17 protein-coding genes are annotated in these 18,275 nt (G+C 73.2%); 8 read left to right on the top strand and 9 right to left on the bottom strand.

All coding sequences use genetic code 11. The annotated features are described in order from the left end of the window. Positions 1 to 395: 395 nt before the first annotated feature. Together ABT238_RS01695 and ABT238_RS01690 are read left to right on the top strand one after the other, a co-directional pair. Positions 396 to 1,259, top strand: a complete 864-nt coding sequence (locus ABT238_RS01695; protein ID WP_350558047.1) for a helix-turn-helix domain-containing protein — start codon at positions 396 to 398, stop codon at positions 1,257 to 1,259. Beyond that, positions 1,256 to 1,465, top strand: coding sequence for a DUF397 domain-containing protein (locus ABT238_RS01690; protein ID WP_350558050.1), 210 nt, complete (start codon positions 1,256 to 1,258; stop codon positions 1,463 to 1,465). The genes ABT238_RS01695 and ABT238_RS01690 overlap by 4 nt, the downstream gene beginning before the upstream one ends. 120 nt (positions 1,466 to 1,585) lie before the next feature. Here the strand turns inward: ABT238_RS01690 and ABT238_RS01685 are convergent, their stop codons facing one another. Together ABT238_RS01685 and ABT238_RS01680 are read right to left on the bottom strand one after the other, a co-directional pair. Then, positions 1,586 to 2,701 carry an ADP-ribosylglycohydrolase family protein gene (locus ABT238_RS01685; RefSeq protein ID WP_350558053.1) on the bottom strand — a complete coding sequence of 372 codons (1,116 nt, stop codon included), beginning with the start codon at positions 2,699 to 2,701 and terminating at the stop codon, positions 1,586 to 1,588. A gap of 165 nt (positions 2,702 to 2,866) precedes the next feature. Continuing rightward, positions 2,867 to 5,455, bottom strand: coding sequence for a bifunctional FO biosynthesis protein CofGH (locus ABT238_RS01680; RefSeq protein WP_350558056.1), 2,589 nt, complete (start codon positions 5,453 to 5,455; stop codon positions 2,867 to 2,869). Between the two features lie 187 nt (positions 5,456 to 5,642). Between ABT238_RS01680 and ABT238_RS01675 the strand changes: the two genes are divergently transcribed. From ABT238_RS01675 to ABT238_RS01665, 3 genes are read left to right on the top strand one after another with little or no spacing between them, the layout of a single operon-like run. Continuing rightward, complete coding sequence (locus ABT238_RS01675; protein WP_350755216.1) at positions 5,643 to 6,917, top strand: LolA family protein; 1,275 nt, start codon at positions 5,643 to 5,645, stop codon at positions 6,915 to 6,917. Positions 6,918 to 6,973: 56 nt separating this feature from the next. Further along, positions 6,974 to 7,957, top strand: a complete 984-nt coding sequence (locus tag ABT238_RS01670) for an ABC transporter ATP-binding protein (RefSeq protein ID WP_350558062.1) — start codon at positions 6,974 to 6,976, stop codon at positions 7,955 to 7,957. After that, on the top strand, positions 7,944 to 8,828 hold the full coding sequence (locus ABT238_RS01665; RefSeq protein WP_350558065.1) for an ABC transporter permease: 885 nt from the start codon (positions 7,944 to 7,946) through the stop codon (positions 8,826 to 8,828). Before ABT238_RS01670 ends, ABT238_RS01665 begins: the two co-directional genes overlap by 14 nt. On the opposite strand, the gene rarD is transcribed toward ABT238_RS01665, so the two are convergent. Further along, positions 8,818 to 9,816, bottom strand: coding sequence for an EamA family transporter RarD (gene rarD, locus ABT238_RS01660; protein WP_350755213.1), 999 nt, complete (start codon positions 9,814 to 9,816; stop codon positions 8,818 to 8,820). The two genes, ABT238_RS01665 and rarD, sit on opposite strands and share 11 nt — an antisense overlap. Positions 9,817 to 9,977: 161 nt before the next feature. Continuing rightward, positions 9,978 to 10,829: an SDR family oxidoreductase gene (locus tag ABT238_RS01655; protein WP_350755211.1), complete on the bottom strand. Its 852-nt coding sequence runs from the start codon at positions 10,827 to 10,829 to the stop codon at positions 9,978 to 9,980. Positions 10,830 to 10,935: 106 nt separating this feature from the next. Between ABT238_RS01655 and ABT238_RS01650 the strand changes: the two genes are divergently transcribed. Then, a complete protein-coding gene (locus ABT238_RS01650) occupies positions 10,936 to 11,358 on the top strand; it encodes a winged helix-turn-helix transcriptional regulator (protein ID WP_502884088.1) in 423 nt (140 codons plus the stop codon). Between the two features lie 32 nt (positions 11,359 to 11,390). Here ABT238_RS01650 and ABT238_RS01645 read toward each other — a convergent pair whose 3' ends face one another. Beyond that, positions 11,391 to 12,188, bottom strand: a complete 798-nt coding sequence (locus tag ABT238_RS01645) for a TetR/AcrR family transcriptional regulator (protein WP_350558074.1) — start codon at positions 12,186 to 12,188, stop codon at positions 11,391 to 11,393. 96 nt (positions 12,189 to 12,284) lie between these two features. On the opposite strand from ABT238_RS01645, the gene ABT238_RS01640 reads away from it, so the two are divergent. After that, on the top strand, positions 12,285 to 12,485 hold the full coding sequence (locus ABT238_RS01640; protein ID WP_350755209.1) for a DUF6011 domain-containing protein: 201 nt from the start codon (positions 12,285 to 12,287) through the stop codon (positions 12,483 to 12,485). Positions 12,486 to 12,601: 116 nt separating this feature from the next. Beyond that, positions 12,602 to 12,988, top strand: coding sequence for a VOC family protein (locus ABT238_RS01635; RefSeq protein ID WP_350558080.1), 387 nt, complete (start codon positions 12,602 to 12,604; stop codon positions 12,986 to 12,988). 69 nt (positions 12,989 to 13,057) lie between these two features. On the opposite strand, the gene ABT238_RS01630 is transcribed toward ABT238_RS01635, so the two are convergent. The 4 genes from ABT238_RS01630 to ABT238_RS01615 form a co-directional block, all read right to left on the bottom strand. After that, positions 13,058 to 14,110 carry a 2-oxoacid:ferredoxin oxidoreductase subunit beta gene (locus tag ABT238_RS01630; protein ID WP_350558083.1) on the bottom strand — a complete coding sequence of 351 codons (1,053 nt, stop codon included), beginning with the start codon at positions 14,108 to 14,110 and terminating at the stop codon, positions 13,058 to 13,060. Continuing rightward, a complete protein-coding gene (locus ABT238_RS01625) occupies positions 14,107 to 16,086 on the bottom strand; it encodes a 2-oxoacid:acceptor oxidoreductase subunit alpha (protein ID WP_350558086.1) in 1,980 nt (659 codons plus the stop codon). Before ABT238_RS01625 ends, ABT238_RS01630 begins: the two co-directional genes overlap by 4 nt. Before the next feature lie 234 nt (positions 16,087 to 16,320). Further along, positions 16,321 to 16,983: a response regulator transcription factor gene (locus ABT238_RS01620; protein WP_350558089.1), complete on the bottom strand. Its 663-nt coding sequence runs from the start codon at positions 16,981 to 16,983 to the stop codon at positions 16,321 to 16,323. A 128-nt stretch (positions 16,984 to 17,111) separates the two neighbouring features. Next, a complete protein-coding gene (locus ABT238_RS01615) occupies positions 17,112 to 18,122 on the bottom strand; it encodes a polyprenyl synthetase family protein (protein ID WP_350558092.1) in 1,011 nt (336 codons plus the stop codon). Positions 18,123 to 18,275 lie beyond the last annotated feature (153 nt).

The raw sequence follows: 18,275 nt of genomic DNA, 5'->3' as shown, positions 1-18,275 counted from the left end.
GCGAGGACGACGGCCGTCGCGCCGGTGGCGACGGCGGAGACGACGTAGACGGCGCGCCAGCCGGCGAGGTCGCCGATGGTGCCGGCCCCCGGCCGCAGAGCGTTTCCGCACGTGCCACCAGCACGTGCGCGGCCCCGGGGCCGCACCCCGCACCACGTCCGTCACACCGCCGCACCACCACCGGACCGGGCCGTGGCACCCCTACCACTCGGGAGTGCCCGCTGTCTCGCCGAAGCGCTTTTCCGATGATCTGTTCTACTGCGCTCCCGTGATTTTCCGGCGCCGACCTGATCCGGGGTGACATGCTGCTCACCGTCAGGGGGTTGATCCAGATTTCCACCGTGTTCCGAGGACTTCCGTTCCAACGATCACCTGAGGTCCGACCGGAGGCCGACGTGTCCGCGAACATCAATCCCACGGTGCGCCGCCGGCGCCTCGGCGCCGAGCTGCGCAAGCTCCGGGACCAGGCCGGGATGACGGCGGAGGAGGTGGCCGGGCGGCTGATGGTCTCCCAGTCGAAGATCAGCCGACTGGAGAACGGCCGCCGCAGCATCAGCCAGCGGGACGTCCGCGATCTCTGCGACGTCTACGACGTCACCGACGAGGCGATGCGGGCCAGCCTGATGGAGATGGCCCGGGAGTCCCGGCAGCGCGGCTGGTGGCACGACTTCAACGACATGCCCACGCCCTACAGCGTGTACATCGGCCTGGAGGCCGAGGCCTCCTCGATCCGCGCGTACGAGTCCTCCTTCGTGCCCGGGCTGCTGCAGACCGAGCAGTACGCGCAGGCCGTGGTCGAGGGCACCCAGCCGGACACCGACGCCCTGGCCGTCCAGCGCCGCGTCCAGGTCCGGATGAAGCGTCAGGACCGGATCAACGGCGACAGCCAGCTGGGCAGCCTGTGGACCGTGATAGACGAGGCGGTGCTCCGCCGGGAGGTCGGCAGCAGGGAGGTGATGGCCCACCAGCTGAAGCACATGCTGGAGCTGAGCCAGCGCCCCAACATCACCATCCAGGTCATCCCGTTCTCGCACGGCGCCCACCCCGGCATGACCGGGACATTCTCCCTGCTGGAGTTCCCGGAGTCAGCCGATTCCACAGTTGTCTACTTCGAAGGGGTGACGAGCGATCTCTACCTCGAGAAGGAGGCCGACGTGCGCCGCTATACCAGTCTCTACGACCACCTGCGGGCGGCCGCGCTCGGGGTGGCCGAGACCCGGACACTGATAGCCGACATTGAAGAGGGATACCACCGATGAGCACCACCTTCGAGAACGGGACGAGCTGGCGCAAGAGCAGTCACAGCGGCGGCAACGGCGCCTGTGTGGAGATCCGCGTACCGGCCGCCGACCTGGTGGCGGTCCGTGACTCCAAGGACCCGATGGGCCCGCAACTGCGCTTCTCCGCCGAGGCCTGGAACGCGTTCGCCGCCGACGCGGGCGCCGGGGTGTTCGGCGGGTTCTGACCCGCTCCGTACCGCTTCTCGGCCAGGTGCCCGTAGCGGTGTCCACCGCCCTCCCGGCGGCGGACACCGCTACGGGCATCTTCGCGTCCGGGGGCATGCCCCCGTCAAAGGGCCCCGGGATCAGCCGAGCACCGGGTAGCGGGCCGCCCAGGCCGCGCCCTCCGGGGTGTCCGCGCTGTGCAGCTCGGGCCCGTGCATCAGCTCCAGCACGAAGTCGTCCGCCAGTTCCAGCAGCGCCCCGCGCCCTTCGAGGCCCGCCACCAGGCCGGGCGGCAGCGCGGTGTCTCCGTGCAGCACCCCGAGCAGGTTTCCGCAGATCGCGCCGGTGGAGTCGCTGTCCCCGGAGTGGTTCACCGCCAGCAGCAGCCCGGACCGGACGTCGTGCGCCACCAGCGCGCAGTACACCCCGATCGCCAGCGCCTCCTCGGCGACCCAGCCCTCCCCCAGCGCCTCGACCCGCTCGGCGGACGGCTCCCCCGCCCGCACCGCGTCCAGCGCCGCCCGCAGCGCCGCCGTGGTCTCCTCGTGCGCCGGCCGCTCGGAGAGCAGCGCCAGCGCCAGGTGCACCCCCTCCTCCAGGGTCCCGCCGCGGGCCGCGGTCTGCACGATCACCGCCAGCGCGCCGGCCGAGAGGTAGCCGGTGGGGTGACCGTGGGTCAGCACCGAGCACTCCACGGCCAGCTGGAACACCAGACCGGGCTCCCAGGTGGTCAGCAGCCCGAACGGCGCCGCCCGCATCACCGTGCCGCAGCCCTTGGAGTGCGGGTTCTTCGGCACCTCCAGGGTGCCCAGCCGCTCGGCGTCCGGGCCGGAGAGGCCGGACAGACAGGCCTGGCCCGGCGCGCGCTGCGCGTACAACCACTCCTCGCGGCCCAGCCAGCCGAGGTCGGCGCGCCGCTCGTCCGGGCCCCAGTCCCGCTGGGTGACGGCCCAGCGCAGATAGGCGCGGTGGACGTCGGTGGGCGGGTGCCAGCTGCCGGTGTCCCGGCGGATGTGCGCGCGGATCAGCCCGTCGAGGGTGAACATCACCATCTGGGTGTCGTCGGTGACGGCGCCGAGCCGCCCGTACGCCGGGATGTACCCGGTGACGCCGAGCGGGCCGTGCGCCGCGCGGATCTTCTCCAGCGACTCGAACTCGATGCCCGCGCCGAGGGCGTCCCCGACGGCCCCGCCCAGCAGGCACCCCCGCACCCGGCTGCGGAATTCCTGCTGCTGGGCGCGTGACCACAGTGGCATCACGACGGGCGCCTTTCGTCCGGGTTCGGGCGGGGACGCGCGACGCACGGCCGGTCGCGCGCCCTCGCACTGTATTCGAATGCCCGAACGGGACGGCAGGGTTTCCCCGCTCCACCGGGCGGCGGGGAGCGCCCGGAGGGACGCGGCGCGCACCGGCCCGGGGACTCAGTCCACCAGTGGCAGCAGCTCCGGCAGATGGCCGTCCGAGGCCTGTGCGGCGGCCAGCCGCTCGGCCGGCACCTCGCCGTAGGTGGTGGTGCGCTGCCGGTGCGGACGCCCGGCCGCCTCGGCGATCGCCCGCAGGTCCCGGACCGACTTGTAGCTCCCGTACGCCGACCCGGCCATCCGCGAGATGGTCTCCTCCATCAGCGTGCCGCCCAGGTCGTTGGCGCCCGAGCGGAGCATCTCGGCGGCGCCCTCGGCCCCCAGCTTCACCCAGCTGGTCTGGATGTTGCGGATGTGCGGGTGGAGCAGCAGCCGGGCCATCGCGACCACCGCCCGGTTGTCCCGCGCGGTCGGACCCGGCCGGGCGATCCCGGCCAGGTACACCGGGGCGTTGGTGTGGATGAACGGCAGCGTCACGAACTCGGTGAAGCCGCCGGTGCGCTGCTGGATCCCGGCGAGCAGCCGCAGGTGGCCCACCCAGTGCTTCGGGGTGTCCACGTGCCCGTACATCATCGTGGACGAGGAGCGGATGCCCAGCTCGTGCGCGGTGCTGACGACCTCCACCCAGGTCGCGGCCGGCAGCTTGCCCTTGGTGAGCACCCAGCGGACCTCGTCGTCGAGGATCTCGGCGGCGGTGCCCGGGATGGTGTCCAGGCCGGACTCCTGGGCGCGCTGCAGCCACTCCCGGATCGACAGGCCGGTCCGGGTGGCGCCGTTGACCACCTCCATCGGCGAGAAGGCGTGCACGTGGATGCCGGGCACCCGCTCCTTCACCGCCCGCGCGATGTCGAAGTAGGCGGTGCCGGGCAGGTCGGGGTGGATGCCGCCCTGCATGCAGACCTCGGTGGCCCCGACCTCCCAGGCCTGCGCGGCCCGGTCGGCGACCTGCTCCAGCGACAGGCTGTAGGCGTCCGCGTCGGTGCGGCGCTGGGCGAAGGCGCAGAACCGGCAGCCGGTGTAGCAGACGTTGGTGAAGTTGATGTTCCGGGTGACGCAGTAGGTGACCTCGTCGCCGACCGCGTCGCGGCGCACCGCGTCGGCGATCCGGCAGAGCGCGTCCAGCGCCGGGCCGTCCGCCTGGAACAGCGCCAGCGCCTGGTCGTCGGTCAGCCGGGTCGGGTCGTCGGCGGCCACCGCCAGGGCGGCCCGGACCTCGGCGTCCAGCCGCTCCGGCGCGCCGGCCGGGCCGGGGGCGGCCGAGGCCGCCTGCTCGCGCAGCACCTCCCAGTCGCCGTAGACGTCCTCGAAGTCGGCCCGCCGGTCGCCGGTGCGGCCCTCGGTGTCGATGGTGCTGTGCAGGTCGGTGCGGCCGTACGCGTCCGGCAGGTCCTCCGGCTCCTGCCAGGGCCGCCCGGTGACCACCGCGTCGGGCCGGGCCAGGCCGGTCCGCGGGTCGGCCAGCGCCCGGACGTGCGGCAGCACCCGCGGGTCCAGCCAGGGCTCGCCGTGCAGGACGTACTCGGGGTAGACGGCGAGGCGCTCGCGCAGCTCGAAGCCGGCCGCGGCCGAGCGCTCGGCCAGCTTCTCGATCTGCGGCCAGGGCCGCTCGGGGTTGACGTGGTCGGGGGTCAGCGGGGAGACGCCGCCCCAGTCGTCGATGCCGGCCGCGATCAGCCGCTCGTACTCGCCGTCCACCAGGTTCGGCGGCGCCTGGAGGCAGGCGGACGGGCCCATGATGTGCCGGGCCACCGCGACGGTGGCGACCAGCTCGTCCAGCTCCGCGTCCGGCATGCCGCGCATCGCGGTGTCCGGCTTGGCGCGGAAGTTCTGCAGGATCAGCTCCTGGACGCCGTGGTAGGCGCGGGAGACCCGGCGCAGCGCGAACAGCGACTCGGCGCGCTCCTCGTAGGTCTCGCCGATGCCGATCAGCAGGCCGCTGGTGAACGGCACCGAGCTGCGGCCGGCGTCCTCCAGCACCCGCAGCCGGACGGCGGGCTCCTTGTCGGGCGAGCCGAAGTGCGGGCCGCCGGGCTCGCTCCACAGCCGGGTGGCGGTGGTCTCCAGCATCATGCCCATCGAGGCGGAGACCGGCTTGAGCCGCTGGAAGTCCGTCCAGCTCAGCACCCCGGGGTTGAGGTGCGGGAGCAGCCCGGTCTCCTCCAGGATGCGGATCGACATGGCGCGCACGTACGCGATCGTGTCGTCGTAACCGTGCGCGTCCAGCCACTCGCGGGCCTCCGGCCAGCGGTCCTCGGGCTTGTCCCCGAGCGTGATGAGCGCTTCCTTGCAGCCCAGTTCGGCGCCCCGGCGGGCGACCTCCAGCACCTCGTCCGGGGACATGAACATCCCGTGTCCCTCCCGGCGCAGCCTGCCGGGCACGGTGACGAAGGTGCAGTAGTGGCACTTGTCCCGGCAGAGCCGGGTGAGCGGGATGAACACGCTCTTGGAGTAGGTGATGACGCCGGGCCGGCCGGCCGCGTCCAGGCCGGCGTCGCGGACCCGGGCGGCGCTCGCGCAGAGGTCGCGCAGGTCGTCCCCTCTGGCCCGGAGCAGTACCGCCGCCTCGGTCGCGTCCAGCGCGACGCCGTCCCGGGCCCGGCGCAGGGCGCGCCGCATCGCGTTGGCGGTCGGGATGTTGGTTGCGTCCATGCCGCGACCCTACGCCAGTTCACGTACGTTCCTCGTGCGTTCGGAGGAGCCGACCCTGAGGAGGCCTCAGGGTCGGCTGCGACGCGAGGTCGACCGGGAACCCACCCTGCAGGGCGATGACGCGAAGGCTCCGGCACCGTCTAATGGAGAGCCAGGGACAGTCGGTCACTGACGGAGGGGTTGGACGATGACGGACGACAGGGCGACCGCGGGCGGGGGCCCGGCGGACGCGTGGCAGGGCGAGGCTCCCTACCGGTCGCGTCGGCGCACCCTGGTGCGCGTGGCGGTGCCGCTGGCGGTCACCGCCACGATCGCCGCCGGGGTGGGGCTGGTACCGGCGCTGGCGGACTCCTCGCCGCCGGAGCTGCCCGCGCTGACGGCGGAGCAGGTGGTGGCGAAGGTGCTCGGCTCGCAGGCCGAGACGCTTTCCGGCACGGTGTCGGTCTCCACCGACCTCGGGGTGCCGAGCCAGCTGCTCGGCGCCGCGGGCGGCGGGTTCGCGGCCGGCGGCGGCGAGCGCGGCGAGGGGGACAAGCCGTCGGGCGCCGCGCCCACCTCGAAGCTGATGGGCCTGCTCGGCGGCGAGCACACCGTGCGGGTCGCGGTGGACGGGCCGGACCGGCAGCGGATCGGCCTGCTGGAGCAACTGTCCGGCTACGAGCTGGTCCGCAACGGCGACCAGGTCTGGGCCTGGGACAGCAGCACCAACGAGGCCGTGCACGTGACCGGGGCCCGTCCGGACGCGACGGCGGACGGCCGCCCGGGCAAGGCGCCGCTGACCGGTGTGCCGACCACCCCGCAGGAGGCGGCCCGGCAGTTCCTGGCGGCGGGCGCGGACACCACCTCCGTCACCGTGGACGGCACCGCGACGGTGGCCGGCCAGAAGGCCTACCGGCTGAGCGTGAAGCCCAGCCGGCCCGGCTCGACGATCGGCGAGGTGCGGATCGCGGTGGCCGCCGACAACGGGGTGCCGCTGTCCGTCGTGGTCAAGGGCACCGACGGGGACACGGTGCTGGACGTCCACTTCACCCAGGTCTCGTTCGCCCGGCCGGCCGCGAAGAACTTCGAGTTCACCGTGCCCAAGGGCGCCAAGGTGACCGAGCAGAAGGCCTCCGGGGCGCCGCGCGGCGAGGTGACGCCCGAGGAGGCCGCGGCCGCCGCCGAGGGCCTGAACGTGATCGGCGAGGGCTGGACGGCCGTGCTCTCCGCGAAGCTGCCCACCGGCGACGTGTTCGTCCCGGCCGAGGGCAAGGGCCCGCGCGGCCGGGGCGGTCACGGCCCGGGCGGCGGCTCCGGCACGGCGCAGAACCCGCTGGCGCTGGCCAAGTCGCTGGGCAAGCCGGTCGCCGGCGGCTCGCTGATCAGCACCAAGGTCCTCAACGTGCTGGTCACCGACGACGGCCGGGTCTTCGCGGGCGCGGTGACCCCGTCGGTGCTGCAGAGTGCGGCCGGGGTGAAGTAGTGACCCAGGCTCCCGTAACGGGGGACGTTACGGAGCCGGCCGGGGGGCCGGGCGCGGTGGCGCGTCCGGCCCCCGGTGCCGCTTCGCCCTCCCGTCCGTCCGACGACGTGATCAGGACCAGAGGTCTGACCAAGCGGTTCCGCGGTGGACAGGTCGCCGTGGACGGTCTGGACCTGAGCGTCCCCCGGGGTTCGGTCTTCGGCTTCCTCGGTCCCAACGGCTCCGGCAAGACCACCACGATCCGGATGCTGATGGGCCTGATCGCCCCCAGCGCCGGGGTGGCCACGGTGCTCGGCGAGCCGATGCCGCAGTCGGTGGCCTCGGTGCTGCCCCGGGTCGGCGCCCTGATCGAGGGACCGGCGCTGTACGGCTTCCTCTCCGGCCGGGACAACCTGGCCCGGTTCGACGCCGCCGACCCGACGTCCGATCCGCGTACCCGGCAGCGCCGGGTCACCGAGGCGCTGGAACGGGTGGGCCTGGCCGCCGCGGCCGGCAAGAAGGCCCGGGCCTACTCGCTGGGCATGAAGCAGCGGCTCGGCCTGGCCTCGGCGCTGCTCCAGCCGCGCGAGCTGCTCGTCCTGGACGAGCCCACCAACGGCCTGGACCCGCAGGGCATGCGGGAGATCCGGGCGCTGGTCCGGGAGGTCGCGGCCGAGGGCACCACGGTCTTCCTCTCCTCGCACCTGCTGGACGAGATCGAGCAGGTCTGCAGCCACGCGGCGGTGATGTCGCGCGGCCGGCTGGTGGTGCAGGGCACCGTCGCCGAGCTGGCCGCCCGGGCCCGGGGCCGGCTGGTGGTGCGCACCCCGGACACCCACCGGGCGGGCGAGGTGCTGCTCGCCCACGAGGTCACCGAGGTCCGGATCGGCGAGGGCCGGGTGGACGGCGAGGCCGGCGCGCTGGCCGAGGACGCGCTGCCCGGGCTCGTCGCGGCCCTGGTCGCGGCGCAGGTGCGGGTGCACGGCTTCGGCGTGGAGCGGGGCACATTGGAGGACGCCTTCGTGGCGCTGACCGGGGAGGGCTTCGATGTCGCGGGCTGAGGCGGTGCCGGCGGTCGCCGCCGCGGCGCGCGGACGGCGGCCGCAGACCGCGTCCGGGTTCCTGGCGCTGTTCCGCAGCGAGCTGCTGCTGACCTTCCGCCGGATGCGGACGATCGTGCTGCTGGGGATCCTCGCGGTGCTGCCGGTGCTGATCGGCGTGGTCGTCCGGATCGAGACGGACGGGCCGCGCGGCGGCGAGGGCCCGGCGTTCATCGCCCAGGTCACCCAGAACGGCCTGTTCCTGGTGTTCACGGCGCTCGCGGTGGCACTGCCGGTCTTCCTGCCGATGACGGTCGGCGTGGTCGCCGGGGACTCGGTGGCGGGCGAGGCGGCCACCGGCACCCTGCGCTACCTGCTGGTGGCGCCGGCCGGGCGGACCAGGCTGCTGGCCGCCAAGTTCACCGCCGGGCTGGCGTTCTGCCTGGCGGCGACGGTGACCGTGGCGCTGTCGGCGGTGATCACCGGGACGGCGCTGTTCCCGGTCGGCGACGTCACGCTGATCTCCGGCGAGACCATCGGCCTGGGCCCGGCCCTGCTGCGGGCGGTACTGGTGGCCGCCGTGGTGGCCGCCTCGCTGGCCGGGCTGGTGGCGATCGGGCTGTTCGTCTCGACGCTCACCGGCAGCGGCATCGCGGCGATGGCCGCCACCGTCGGCCTGGTGATCACGGTGCAGATCCTGGACAGCTTCCCGCAGCTGCACGCGATCCAGCCGTTCCTCTTCACCCATCACTGGCTGACCTTCGGCGACCTGCTGCGGGAGCCGATGTACTGGGACGGGGTGCTGAAGAACCTCGGGCTGCAGGCCGCCTACGTGGCGGTGTTCGGCTCGGCGGCCTGGTCCCGGTTCACCGCGCGGGACATCACGGCCTGACCGCCACCGCGTCGTCGGGGGCGGGGGCGGTCGCGGCAGCGGCGCCCGCGGCGGCGGCCGTCCGGGCCCGGGCGGCCGCCCGGTCGGTCCGGACCCGCCGCAGCGCGTCCCAGGTGAGCACCGCGAGCGCCGCCCACACCAGGGCGAAGCCGGCCCAGCGGGCGGGCGGCATCGACTCGTGGAAGACCGCGATGCCGATCAGGAACTGGAACACCGGCGCCAGGTACTGGAGCAGGCCGAGCATGCTCAGCGGCACCCGGACGGCTGCGGCGCCGAAGAAGAGCAGCGGGACGGCGGTGATCACCCCGCTGAGCACCAGCAGCCCGGTGTGCCCCCAGCCGTACTCGCCGGCCACGGTGTGCCCGAAGGTGCCGCGGCCGGTGACCTCCAGGTAGACCAGGTAGCCGAGGGCGAAGGGGAACATGAAGGCGCTCTCGGCGGCCAGGCTCTCCAGCCCGCTCAGCCCGACCGTCTTCTTCAGCAGGCCGTAGGTGGCGAAGGAGAACGCCAGCGTCAGCGCGATCCACGGCAGCCGCCCGTAGCCGATGGTCAGCACCGCCACCGCGAGGGCGCCGATGCCCACCGCCACCCACTGGGCCACCCGCAGCCGCTCCTTGAGCACCAGCACGCCGAAGGCGATGGTGACCAGCGGGTTGATGAAGTAGCCGAGGCTGGTCTCCACCACGTGCCCGGCGTTGACGCCCCAGATGTAGACGCCCCAGTTGACCGAGATCACGGCGGCGGCGGCGCCCAGCATGGCGAGCCGGCGCGGCTGGCGCAGCAGCGGGCGGATCCAGCCCCAGTGCCGCTGGACGACCAGCAGCAGGACGACCGCGACCAGCGACCAGACCATCCGGTTGGCCAGGATGTCGTCGGCGGCGCCGGGCTCCAGCAGCGGCCAGAAGAGCGGGAACAGGCCCCATATGCCGTAGGCGGCGAAGCCGTACCAGAGGCCGCGTCCGGCCTCGTGCTGGGGTGTCTCTGGCATCGACCGTCTGCCCTCCGCGCGCGCGAGTGTCGAGCCGACGGTAGCGGGCACGGACTCGGCTGTCATCTCCGTATTCGGTTTTTGGTCATGACATTACGGTCGGACACGGACGCGGCACCGCCCGCGGCGGGTGCCGCGGGCGGTGCGCCGCCGGACCGGGCTCAGGCGCCCAGCGCGGCCCGCACGCTCTGCGCCAGCGGGACGGTCGGACGGCCGATCAGCCGGGCCAGGTCGCCCGGCGTGCCGGCCAGCTCGCCGCGCGCGATGCCGGCGTCGACGTCGACCAGGATCTGCGCGAAGCCCTCCGGCAGGCCGGCGCCGACCAGGATCCGCAGGTGCTCGTCCGGCGTCACCCGGTGGAAGGCGACCGGCTTGCCCGAGGCCAGGGCCAGCTCGGCGGCCAGCTCCGGCAGGCTCCAGGCGACGTCGCCGCTCAGCTCGTACACCGCGTTCTCGTGGCCCTCGCCGGTCAGCACGGCCACCGCCGCGTCGGCGTAGTCCCGGCGCGGGGCGGTGGCGATCCGGTCGCCCTCACCGGCGCTGCCGACCACCGCGCCGCGCTCGGCCGTGCCGGCCGCGTCGCCCAGGTAGTTCTCGGTGTACCAGCCGTTGCGCAGCAGGGCGAAGGGCAGCCCGGACTCCCGGATCACGGCCTCGGTGGCCTTGTGCTCGTCGGCCAGCCGGAAGGTGGCCACGCCCGGCGCACTGGTGTACGCGAGCAGCGCGACCCCGGCGGCGCGCGCCGCCTCGACGACGGCGGTGTGCTGCGGCACCCGGCTGCCGATCTCGCTGCCCGAGATGAGCAGCACCCGGTCGCCGGCGGCGAAGGCGCCGGCCAGGGTCTCCGGGCGGCTGTAGTCGGCCACCCGGACGGTCACGCCGCGCTCGGCGAGGTCGGCGGCCTTCTCCGCGGAGCGGACGACCACCGCCACCTCGCTCGCGGGGACCTTGGCCAGCAGGCCCTCGACGACGAGGCGGCCGAGCTGTCCGGTGGCTCCGGTGACGACGTACATGGTGCTGCTCCCTGGGATGGTTGTCCGTTGAACTTCCTGCTTCGGAACTCACCCTAGAGGCGGCACTAACCTTTCGAAAGTACGCACTTCAAAGTAGGGTACTGACATGCAGGTAATGAACACCGCGTCCCCGGCGCCCGCGACGGGCCCCGGCGCCCCGGCCGGCCCGCTGCCCCCGCCCGACGTCTTCGACCGGATGTGCCCCTCCCGGGGCGTGCTGGAACACGTCACCAGCCGCTGGGGCGTGCTGGTGCTGGGCGCGCTGCACGAGCGCGGCTACCGGTTCAGCGAGCTGCGCCGCCGGATCACCGGGGTGAGCGAGAAGATGCTCGCCCAGACGCTGCAGACGCTGGAGCGCGACGGCTTCGTGCTGCGCGAGGCCCACCCGGTCATCCCGCCCCGGGTCGACTACAGCCTCACCCCGCTCGGCCGGGAGGCCGCCCGCCTGGTCGCCGAGCTGGCGCACTGGACCGAGAAGCGCATCCCCGCCGTCCTGGCCGCCCGCGACGAGTACGACGCCCGGCGGTAGCGGCCCTCCCGCCCGGCGGTGGCACCCCCGGGCTAGCGCTCCTCCCGCGCCTCCCGCTCGGCGCGGCGGCGCTCGACCAGGGCCGCCAGGCCGTCCAGCACCCGGGCGAGGCCGAAGGCGTAGGCGTGGTCCGGGTCGTACGCGCCACCGTGCGCCTCGCCGGCGGCGGCGCCGACCCGGGCCGCGACGGGGTGGCGCTCGGCGTCGAAGACCCGGGTGAGCAGCTCGGCGTTGGCGGCCCACCACTGGGCGTCGGTCAGCGCGCTCTCCCGGCGCGCGGCCCGTTCGTCCGCCGCCATCCGGGCGCAGGTCTCCACGAAGCCCAGCAGGTGGGTGAGCGCAGCGTCCAGCTCGACGTCCGGCAGGCCGGTGCCCTCCAGGGCGCGCAGCTCGTACTCGTACTTCGCCATCAGGCCGGGCCCGAGCGGCGGGCGGCTGGTGGCGACCGCCACCGTCCACGGGTGGGCGCGGTGCAGGGCGCGGTTGTCCTCGGCGACGGCGGCGGCCCGGGCCCGCCAGTCCTCACCCTCGGGCTCGGTGCGGGGCATGGCCGCGTAGACGGTGTCCAGCATCAGGTCGAGCAGTTCGGACTTGCCGGGCACGTAGGTGTAGAGCGCCATCGGCGAGACGCCGAGCGCCTGGGCGACCCGCCGCATGGTCACGGCGTCCACCCCCTCGGCGTCCGCGATCGCGATCGCGGCGGCGGCGATCTCCGCCGGGGACTTCGCCTGCCGGGGCCCGCGCCGGCCGGGCTTCTCCTGCGCCGACAGGCCCCAGAGCAGCGCGAGCGTGCGCGCCGGGTCCCCGGCACTGCTGCGGTCACTGGCCATGGACCCGATCCTTTCACGTCGGCCGCCCACATCGACCTCCCGCGTCGACCCTCTTCCGCCGGGCCTTCCGAGTCGGCCCGCCGGTACGGTCGGGCCATGACCGCCGCCGACCCCGACCCGCTGCCGGGCACCGACACCCCCGAGGCCGTCCGCCCCCGGGTGACCTGCCGCCGCTGCCACCGCCCGCTGCACGACCCGGAGTCGCGCATCCTGCGCCTCGGCCCCGAATGCCGCGACCCGTCCGAGCGGGTGCCCCGCCACGAGGTCGACCAGGACCCGCTGCCCGGCCTGGACTGACACCCGGTCACGCCATGTGACCGGGATCACTGTTTCCGCATTCTCCGTACTGTGTATAGTGTACTGCGTACGGGATAAATGCGTACGGGATCGCCGTCGACGAAAGGTCATCGGGCATGCAGATCACTTCCTCCGCCGTTTCGCTCACCGTCGAGGACGTCGAGGCGTCCGCGTCGTTCCTGCGGCAGCACCTCGGGTTCACCGAGGAGATGTCGTCGGACGGGTTCGTCTCCCTCGGGCACGCCAGTGCCGGGATGAACGTCGTCTTCCTGAAGCGCGGGATCGAGGTCCTCCCGGAGGGCTTCCGCGACGAGGTCGCCGCCGGGCTGATCCTGGCCTTCGTGGTCGGCGACGTCGTCGCCGAGGAGGCGCGGCTGCGGGCCGCCGGCGTGGAGATCACCATGGCCCTGCGCCAGGAGCCGTGGGGCGAGAAGCTCTTCCAGGTCACCGACCCGAACGGGGTCGTGGTCCAGCTGGTGGAGTGGGCCGGGCAGCAGCGGTAACGACACAGCGGCGGCGCCCCCGGCCGGAGAGGGCCGGGGGCGCCGCCGTGCTCGTCGGACCGGCCGGACTCAGTCGACCGTCCAGGTGTCGCCGCCCACGAGCAGCGCGGCCAGGTCGCCCTCGCCCCGGTCGGCGGCCGCGGTGGCCAGCTGGCCGGCCATCAGCTCGTCGTAGACCGGGCGGCGGACGTCACGCAGCACGCCGATCGGGGTGTGGTGCAGGGTGTCCGCGTCGGCGATCCGGGAGAGCGCGAAGGCCGTGGACGGTCCGGCCGCGTGGGCGTCGTGGACCAGCACCGCCGACTCGTTCTCCGCCGTGACGGCGTCGACGAACAGCTCGCCGTCGGCACCCCGGAAGACGCCCCGGGCGCGGTCCGCCCCGAAGCGGACCGGCTGCCCGTGCTCGAGCCGGATCAGCGCCTCGTCCCGGGTGCCGGCCTCCTTCAGCACCTCGAACGCGCCGTCGTTGAAGATGTTGCAGTTCTGGTAGATCTCGACCAGCGCGGTGCCCTCGTGCTCGGCCGCCGCCCGCAGCACCGACTGGAGGTGCTGGCGGTCGGAGTCGATGGTCCGGGCCACGAAGGTCGCCTCCGCGCCGATGGCCAGCGAGAGCGGGTTGAACGGGGCGTCCAGCGAGCCCATCGGCGTGGACTTGGTGATCTTCCCCAGCTCACTGGTCGGCGAGTACTGCCCCTTGGTCAGGCCGTAGATACGGTTGTTGAACAGCAGGATCTTCAGATTCACATTGCGGCGCAGCGCGTGGATCAGATGGTTGCCGCCGATCGACAGCGCGTCGCCGTCACCGGTCACCACCCACACGCTGAGGTCCTGCCGGGAGGTCGCCAGCCCGGTGGCGATCGCCGGGGCGCGGCCGTGGATCGAGTGCACCCCGTAGGTGTTCATGTAGTAGGGGAACCGCGACGAGCAGCCGATACCGGAAACGAAGACGGTGTTCTCCCGTCTGATCCCCAGCTCCGGCATGAACGCCTGTACCGCCGCCAGGATCGCGTAGTCACCGCAGCCGGGGCACCAGCGCACCTCCTGGTCGGTCTTGAACTCCTTGGCGCTCTGCGGCGCCTCGGCCTTCGGGACCAGCCGCAACGAGGGGAACTGCTCGCTCATCGGTTGTCCTCCTCGTCCAGGGTGCCGATCGCGGCCCACAGCACGTCCGCCAACTGCGCCGCCTTGAAGGGAAGTCCGCGCACCTGGTTGTAGGACTCCGCGTCCACCAGGTACCTGGCGCGCAGCAGCAGCGCCAGCTGGCCGAGGTTCATCTCGGGCACGATGACCTTGTCGTAACTCCGCAGCACCGTCCCGAGGTTGGCCGGGAAGGGGTTGAGGTTGCGCAGGTGCGTCTGGGCGATCCGGCCGCCGTCCGCCCGGACCCGGCGGACCGCCGCGGTGATCGGGCCGTAGGTCGAGCCCCAGCCGAGCACCAGGACGCGGGCCTCGCCGGAGGGGTCGTCGACCTCCACCGGCTCGACCGTGATGCCGTCCACCTTGGCCTGCCGGGTGCGGACCATGAAGTCGTGGTTGGCCGGGTCGTAGGAGATGTTGCCGGTGCCGTCCTGCTTCTCGATGCCGCCGATCCGGTGTTCGAGGCCGGGCGTGCCGGGCAGCGCCCACGGCCTGGCGAGCGTCCTCGGGTCGCGCAGGTAGGGCCAGAACGCGCCGTCCTCGCGGTTCGGGCCGGTGGCGAAGTCCGGCTCGATCGCCGGAAGTTCGTCGACCTCCGGGATCCGCCAGGGCTCCGAGCCGTTGGCCAGGTAGCCGTCCGAGAGCAGGAAGACCGGGGTGCGGTAGGTGACCGCGATGCGGGCCGCCTCCAGCGCCGCGTCGAAGCACTCGGCCGGCGTGGCCGGGGCCACGATCGGCACCGGGGCCTCGCCGTTGCGGCCGAACATCGCCTGCAGCAGGTCGGCCTGCTCGGTCTTGGTCGGCAGACCGGTGGACGGGCCGCCGCGCTGGATGTCCACCACCAGCAGCGGGAGTTCGAGCGAGACGGCCAGGCCGATCGTCTCGCTCTTGAGCGCCACGCCGGGGCCGGAGGTGGTGGTCACGCCGAGCGCGCCGCCGAAGGCCGCGCCGAGCGCCGCGCCGATGCCGGCGATCTCGTCCTCGGCCTGGAAGGTGCGCACGCCGAAGTTCTTGTGCCGGCTGAGCTCGTGCAGGATGTCCGAGGCCGGGGTGATCGGGTACGAGCCCAGGTAGAGCGGCAGCCCGGAGCGCCGGGCGGCGGCGATCAGGCCGTAGGACAGCGCCAGGTTGCCGGAGATGTTGCGGTAGCGGCCCGGCGGCAGCTTAGCCGGCGGCACCTCGTAGGAGACCGCGAAGGACTCGGTGGTCTCGCCGAAGTTCCAGCCGGCCCGGAAGGCGCTGATGTTGGCCTCGGCGATCTGCGGCTTCTTGGCGAACTTGGTGCGCAGGAAGGATTCGGTGCCCTCGGTCGGGCGGTGGTACATCCAGGAGAGCAGGCCCAGCGCGAACATGTTCTTGGCCCGCTCGGCGTCCTTGCGGGCGAGTCCGCTGTCCTTGAGCGCCTCCAGGGTGAGCGTGGTCAGCGGCACCTTGTGGAGGTGGTACCCCTGCAGCGAACCGTCCCCCAGCGGGTCCGCGGCGTATCCGACCTTGGCCAGCGCGCGCTTGGTGAACTCGTCGGTGTTGACGATGATCTCCGCGCCGCGCGGCAGGTCGGGCAGGTTGGCCTTGAGGGCGGCCGGGTTCATCGCCACCAGGACGTTGGGCGCGTCCCCCGGGGTCAGGATGTCGTGGTCGGCGAAGTGGAGCTGGAAGGACGAGACGCCCGGCAGGGTTCCGGCGGGAGCGCGGATCTCGGCCGGGAAGTTGGGCAGGGTGGAGAGGTCGTTGCCGAAGGACGCCGTCTCCGAGGTGAAGCGGTCACCGGTGAGCTGCATGCCGTCACCGGAGTCCCCGGCGAACCTGATGATCACCCGGTCCAGCTTGCGGATCGGCTTGGCGCCCCGGTGCTGCGGACCGACCGGCACGGCAGGGCCGGAGCTGCCCCCGCCGGGCCCGGAGCGGCCCTCGTCGCCGTCCGAGCCGTCCACCGCTTCTGACTGATCGACCTGACTGGTCACTGCCGCGGACCTCCTCGTGGGCACCAGCCGCGGGCGTGAGCCGTGTGCCCCGTCCGCCTGGTGCACCTCTCGCATCCTATGCGGGTAAGGATTGCCTTGGACGGAACTCCCCGATGCGGCGGAAAATCACCGCCGCACCCCGGAAAAAGGGCGTGGACGACCGGTTTGGATCGCTGGATCGGCGGTTCGGTTCGGACGCGAACACCGCCTTCGAACGATCCCGCGGCAGGCCGGTCAGGAATTCAGATAAGTGAGCACCGCGAGGACCCGGCGGTGGTCCCCGGGGCTCTGCGCGAGGCCCAGCTTCAGGAAGATGTTGCTGACGTGCTTCTCCACCGCGCCCTCCGAGACCACCAGCTGCTTGGCCACCGCGGTGTTGGTCCGGCCCTCCGCCATCAGCCCCAGCACCTCGCGCTCGCGCGGGGTCAGCCCGGCCAGCACGTCACCCTTGCGGCTGCGGCTCAGCAGCTGCTGGACCACCTCCGGGTCCAGCGCCGTGCCGCCCTCGGCGACCCGGACCACCGCGTCCACGAACTCGCGGACCTCGGCGACCCGGTCCTTCAGCAGGTAGCCGACGCCACGGGTGGAACCGGCCAGTAGTTCGGAGGCGTAGCGCTCCTCGACGAACTGCGAGAGCACCAGCACGCCGAGCTCCGGGTAGCGGCCGCGCAGGGTGACGCAGGCGCGCAGTCCCTCGTCGGTGTGGGAGGGGGGCATCCGCACGTCGGAGACCACCACGTCGGGCAGCGCGTCGGCGGCGGCCAGGTCGTGGATGGTCTTGATCAGCGCGTCGCCGTCCCCGACGCCGGCCACGACCTCCAGGCCGCGGTCGGTGAGCAGCCGGGTCAGGCCCTCCCGCAGCAGTACGGAGTCCTCGGCGATGACGACGCGAAGCATGGCGGCCTTCCGGATGGGCGGAGGTGCGGACACGGTGCTGACGGGTGTCAGTCTCCCCCATCCGGGCGACCGCCGGAGCCGCGGGCGGCGAGATTGGCCCCGCCCGCCCGGGCGGGGCTGCCCGTCCGTCACATGGTGCGGATGGCCACCGAGTCGCAGAGCGCCTGCAGCGCGTCCTTGGCCGGGCCGTCCGGCAGCGGGTCCAGCAGCGCGCGGGCCTCCTCGGCGTGCCGCAGGGTCTCCCGGCGGGCGTGCTCCAGCGCCGGGTGGCGGCGCAGCAGCCGCAGCGCCTCGGCGTGCAGCTCGTCGTCGGAGAGGTCCTTGCGCAGCAGCTCGCGCAGCCGGGCGTCCTCCGGATCGGCCGGGTCGGCGGGCATCTGGCGCAGCAGCAGGGTCGGCAGGGTCTCCACGCCCTCACGCAGGTCGGTGCCGGGGGTCTTGCCGGACTCGTGGCCGTCGCTGGCGATGTCCAGCACGTCGTCGGCCAGCTGGAAGGCGATGCCGATCCGCTCGCCGAAGGCGCTCAGGATGTCGATCACCCACGGCTCGGCGCCGGCCGCCAGCGCTCCTATCCGGCAGGAGACGGCGATCAGCGAGCCGGTCTTGCCGGCCAGCACGTTCAGGTAGTGGTCCAGCGGGTCGTCGTCCGGGCCGGGACCGGCGGTCTCCAGGATCTGGCCGGTGACCAGCCGCTCGAACGCGTCGGCCTGCAGCCGGACGGCCTCCGGGCCGAGGTCGGCGAGCACCTGGGAGGCGCGGGAGAAGAGGAAGTCGCCGGTCAGGATGGCGACCGAGTTGTCCCACCGGGAGTTGGCGCTGGGGGCCCCGCGTCTCACCGGGGCCTCGTCCATGACGTCGTCGTGGTACAGCGTGGCGAGGTGGGTGAGCTCGACGACGACGGCGGCCGGGATCACGCCGGCCGCGCTGGCGTCGCCGAACCGGGCGGCGAGCAGGACCAGCAGCGGGCGGAAGCGCTTGCCGCCGGCCTCGATCAGGTGGCTGGCGGTGACGGTGATGAACGGGACGTCACTCTTCACGGCGTCGGTGAGCGCGATCTCCACCGCTTCCATCCCGGCCTGGACGTCGCGGGTCAGATCGCGGTCCTGCACGCTGAGCCCAAAGGGTCCCACGACGGTCACGAAGACCACTCCTCTGTCCCTGGTCGATCTAGCGGCCCGGTCCCTGAGTGCCGCCGCTGGCCATACAGGCAGGGTATCCGGTCGCGAGTGGATCACTGCACGGGCGTGCGGCTCTGTCATGACCGGAGCGTCCCCGCTGGCCAGCACGGATAC

The organism is Kitasatospora sp. NPDC001527 (assembly GCF_040298605.1).
Lineage (GTDB): Bacteria > Actinomycetota > Actinomycetes > Streptomycetales > Streptomycetaceae > Kitasatospora.
Note: the sequence above shows the minus strand (reverse complement) of the source record. Positions and strands in the feature narration are given on the sequence as shown.

Coding starts and splice junctions, on each gene's coding strand:
- ABT238_RS01620 (WP_350558089.1), bottom strand. CDS start 16,983: ATGCTTCGCGTCGTCATCGCCGAGGACTCCGTACTGCTGCGGGAGGGC.
- ABT238_RS01685 (WP_350558053.1), bottom strand. CDS start 2,701: ATGCCACTGTGGTCACGCGCCCAGCAGCAGGAATTCCGCAGCCGGGTG.
- ABT238_RS01635 (WP_350558080.1), top strand. CDS start 12,602: ATGCAGATCACTTCCTCCGCCGTTTCGCTCACCGTCGAGGACGTCGAG.
- ABT238_RS01645 (WP_350558074.1), bottom strand. CDS start 12,188: ATGGCCAGTGACCGCAGCAGTGCCGGGGACCCGGCGCGCACGCTCGCG.
- ABT238_RS01650 (WP_502884088.1), top strand. CDS start 10,936: ATGCAGGTAATGAACACCGCGTCCCCGGCGCCCGCGACGGGCCCCGGC.
- ABT238_RS01680 (WP_350558056.1), bottom strand. CDS start 5,455: ATGGACGCAACCAACATCCCGACCGCCAACGCGATGCGGCGCGCCCTG.
- ABT238_RS01665 (WP_350558065.1), top strand. CDS start 7,944: ATGTCGCGGGCTGAGGCGGTGCCGGCGGTCGCCGCCGCGGCGCGCGGA.
- ABT238_RS01655 (WP_350755211.1), bottom strand. CDS start 10,829: ATGTACGTCGTCACCGGAGCCACCGGACAGCTCGGCCGCCTCGTCGTC.
- ABT238_RS01675 (WP_350755216.1), top strand. CDS start 5,643: ATGACGGACGACAGGGCGACCGCGGGCGGGGGCCCGGCGGACGCGTGG.
- ABT238_RS01690 (WP_350558050.1), top strand. CDS start 1,256: ATGAGCACCACCTTCGAGAACGGGACGAGCTGGCGCAAGAGCAGTCAC.
- ABT238_RS01640 (WP_350755209.1), top strand. CDS start 12,285: ATGACCGCCGCCGACCCCGACCCGCTGCCGGGCACCGACACCCCCGAG.
- rarD (WP_350755213.1), bottom strand. CDS start 9,816: ATGCCAGAGACACCCCAGCACGAGGCCGGACGCGGCCTCTGGTACGGC.
- ABT238_RS01630 (WP_350558083.1), bottom strand. CDS start 14,110: ATGAGCGAGCAGTTCCCCTCGTTGCGGCTGGTCCCGAAGGCCGAGGCG.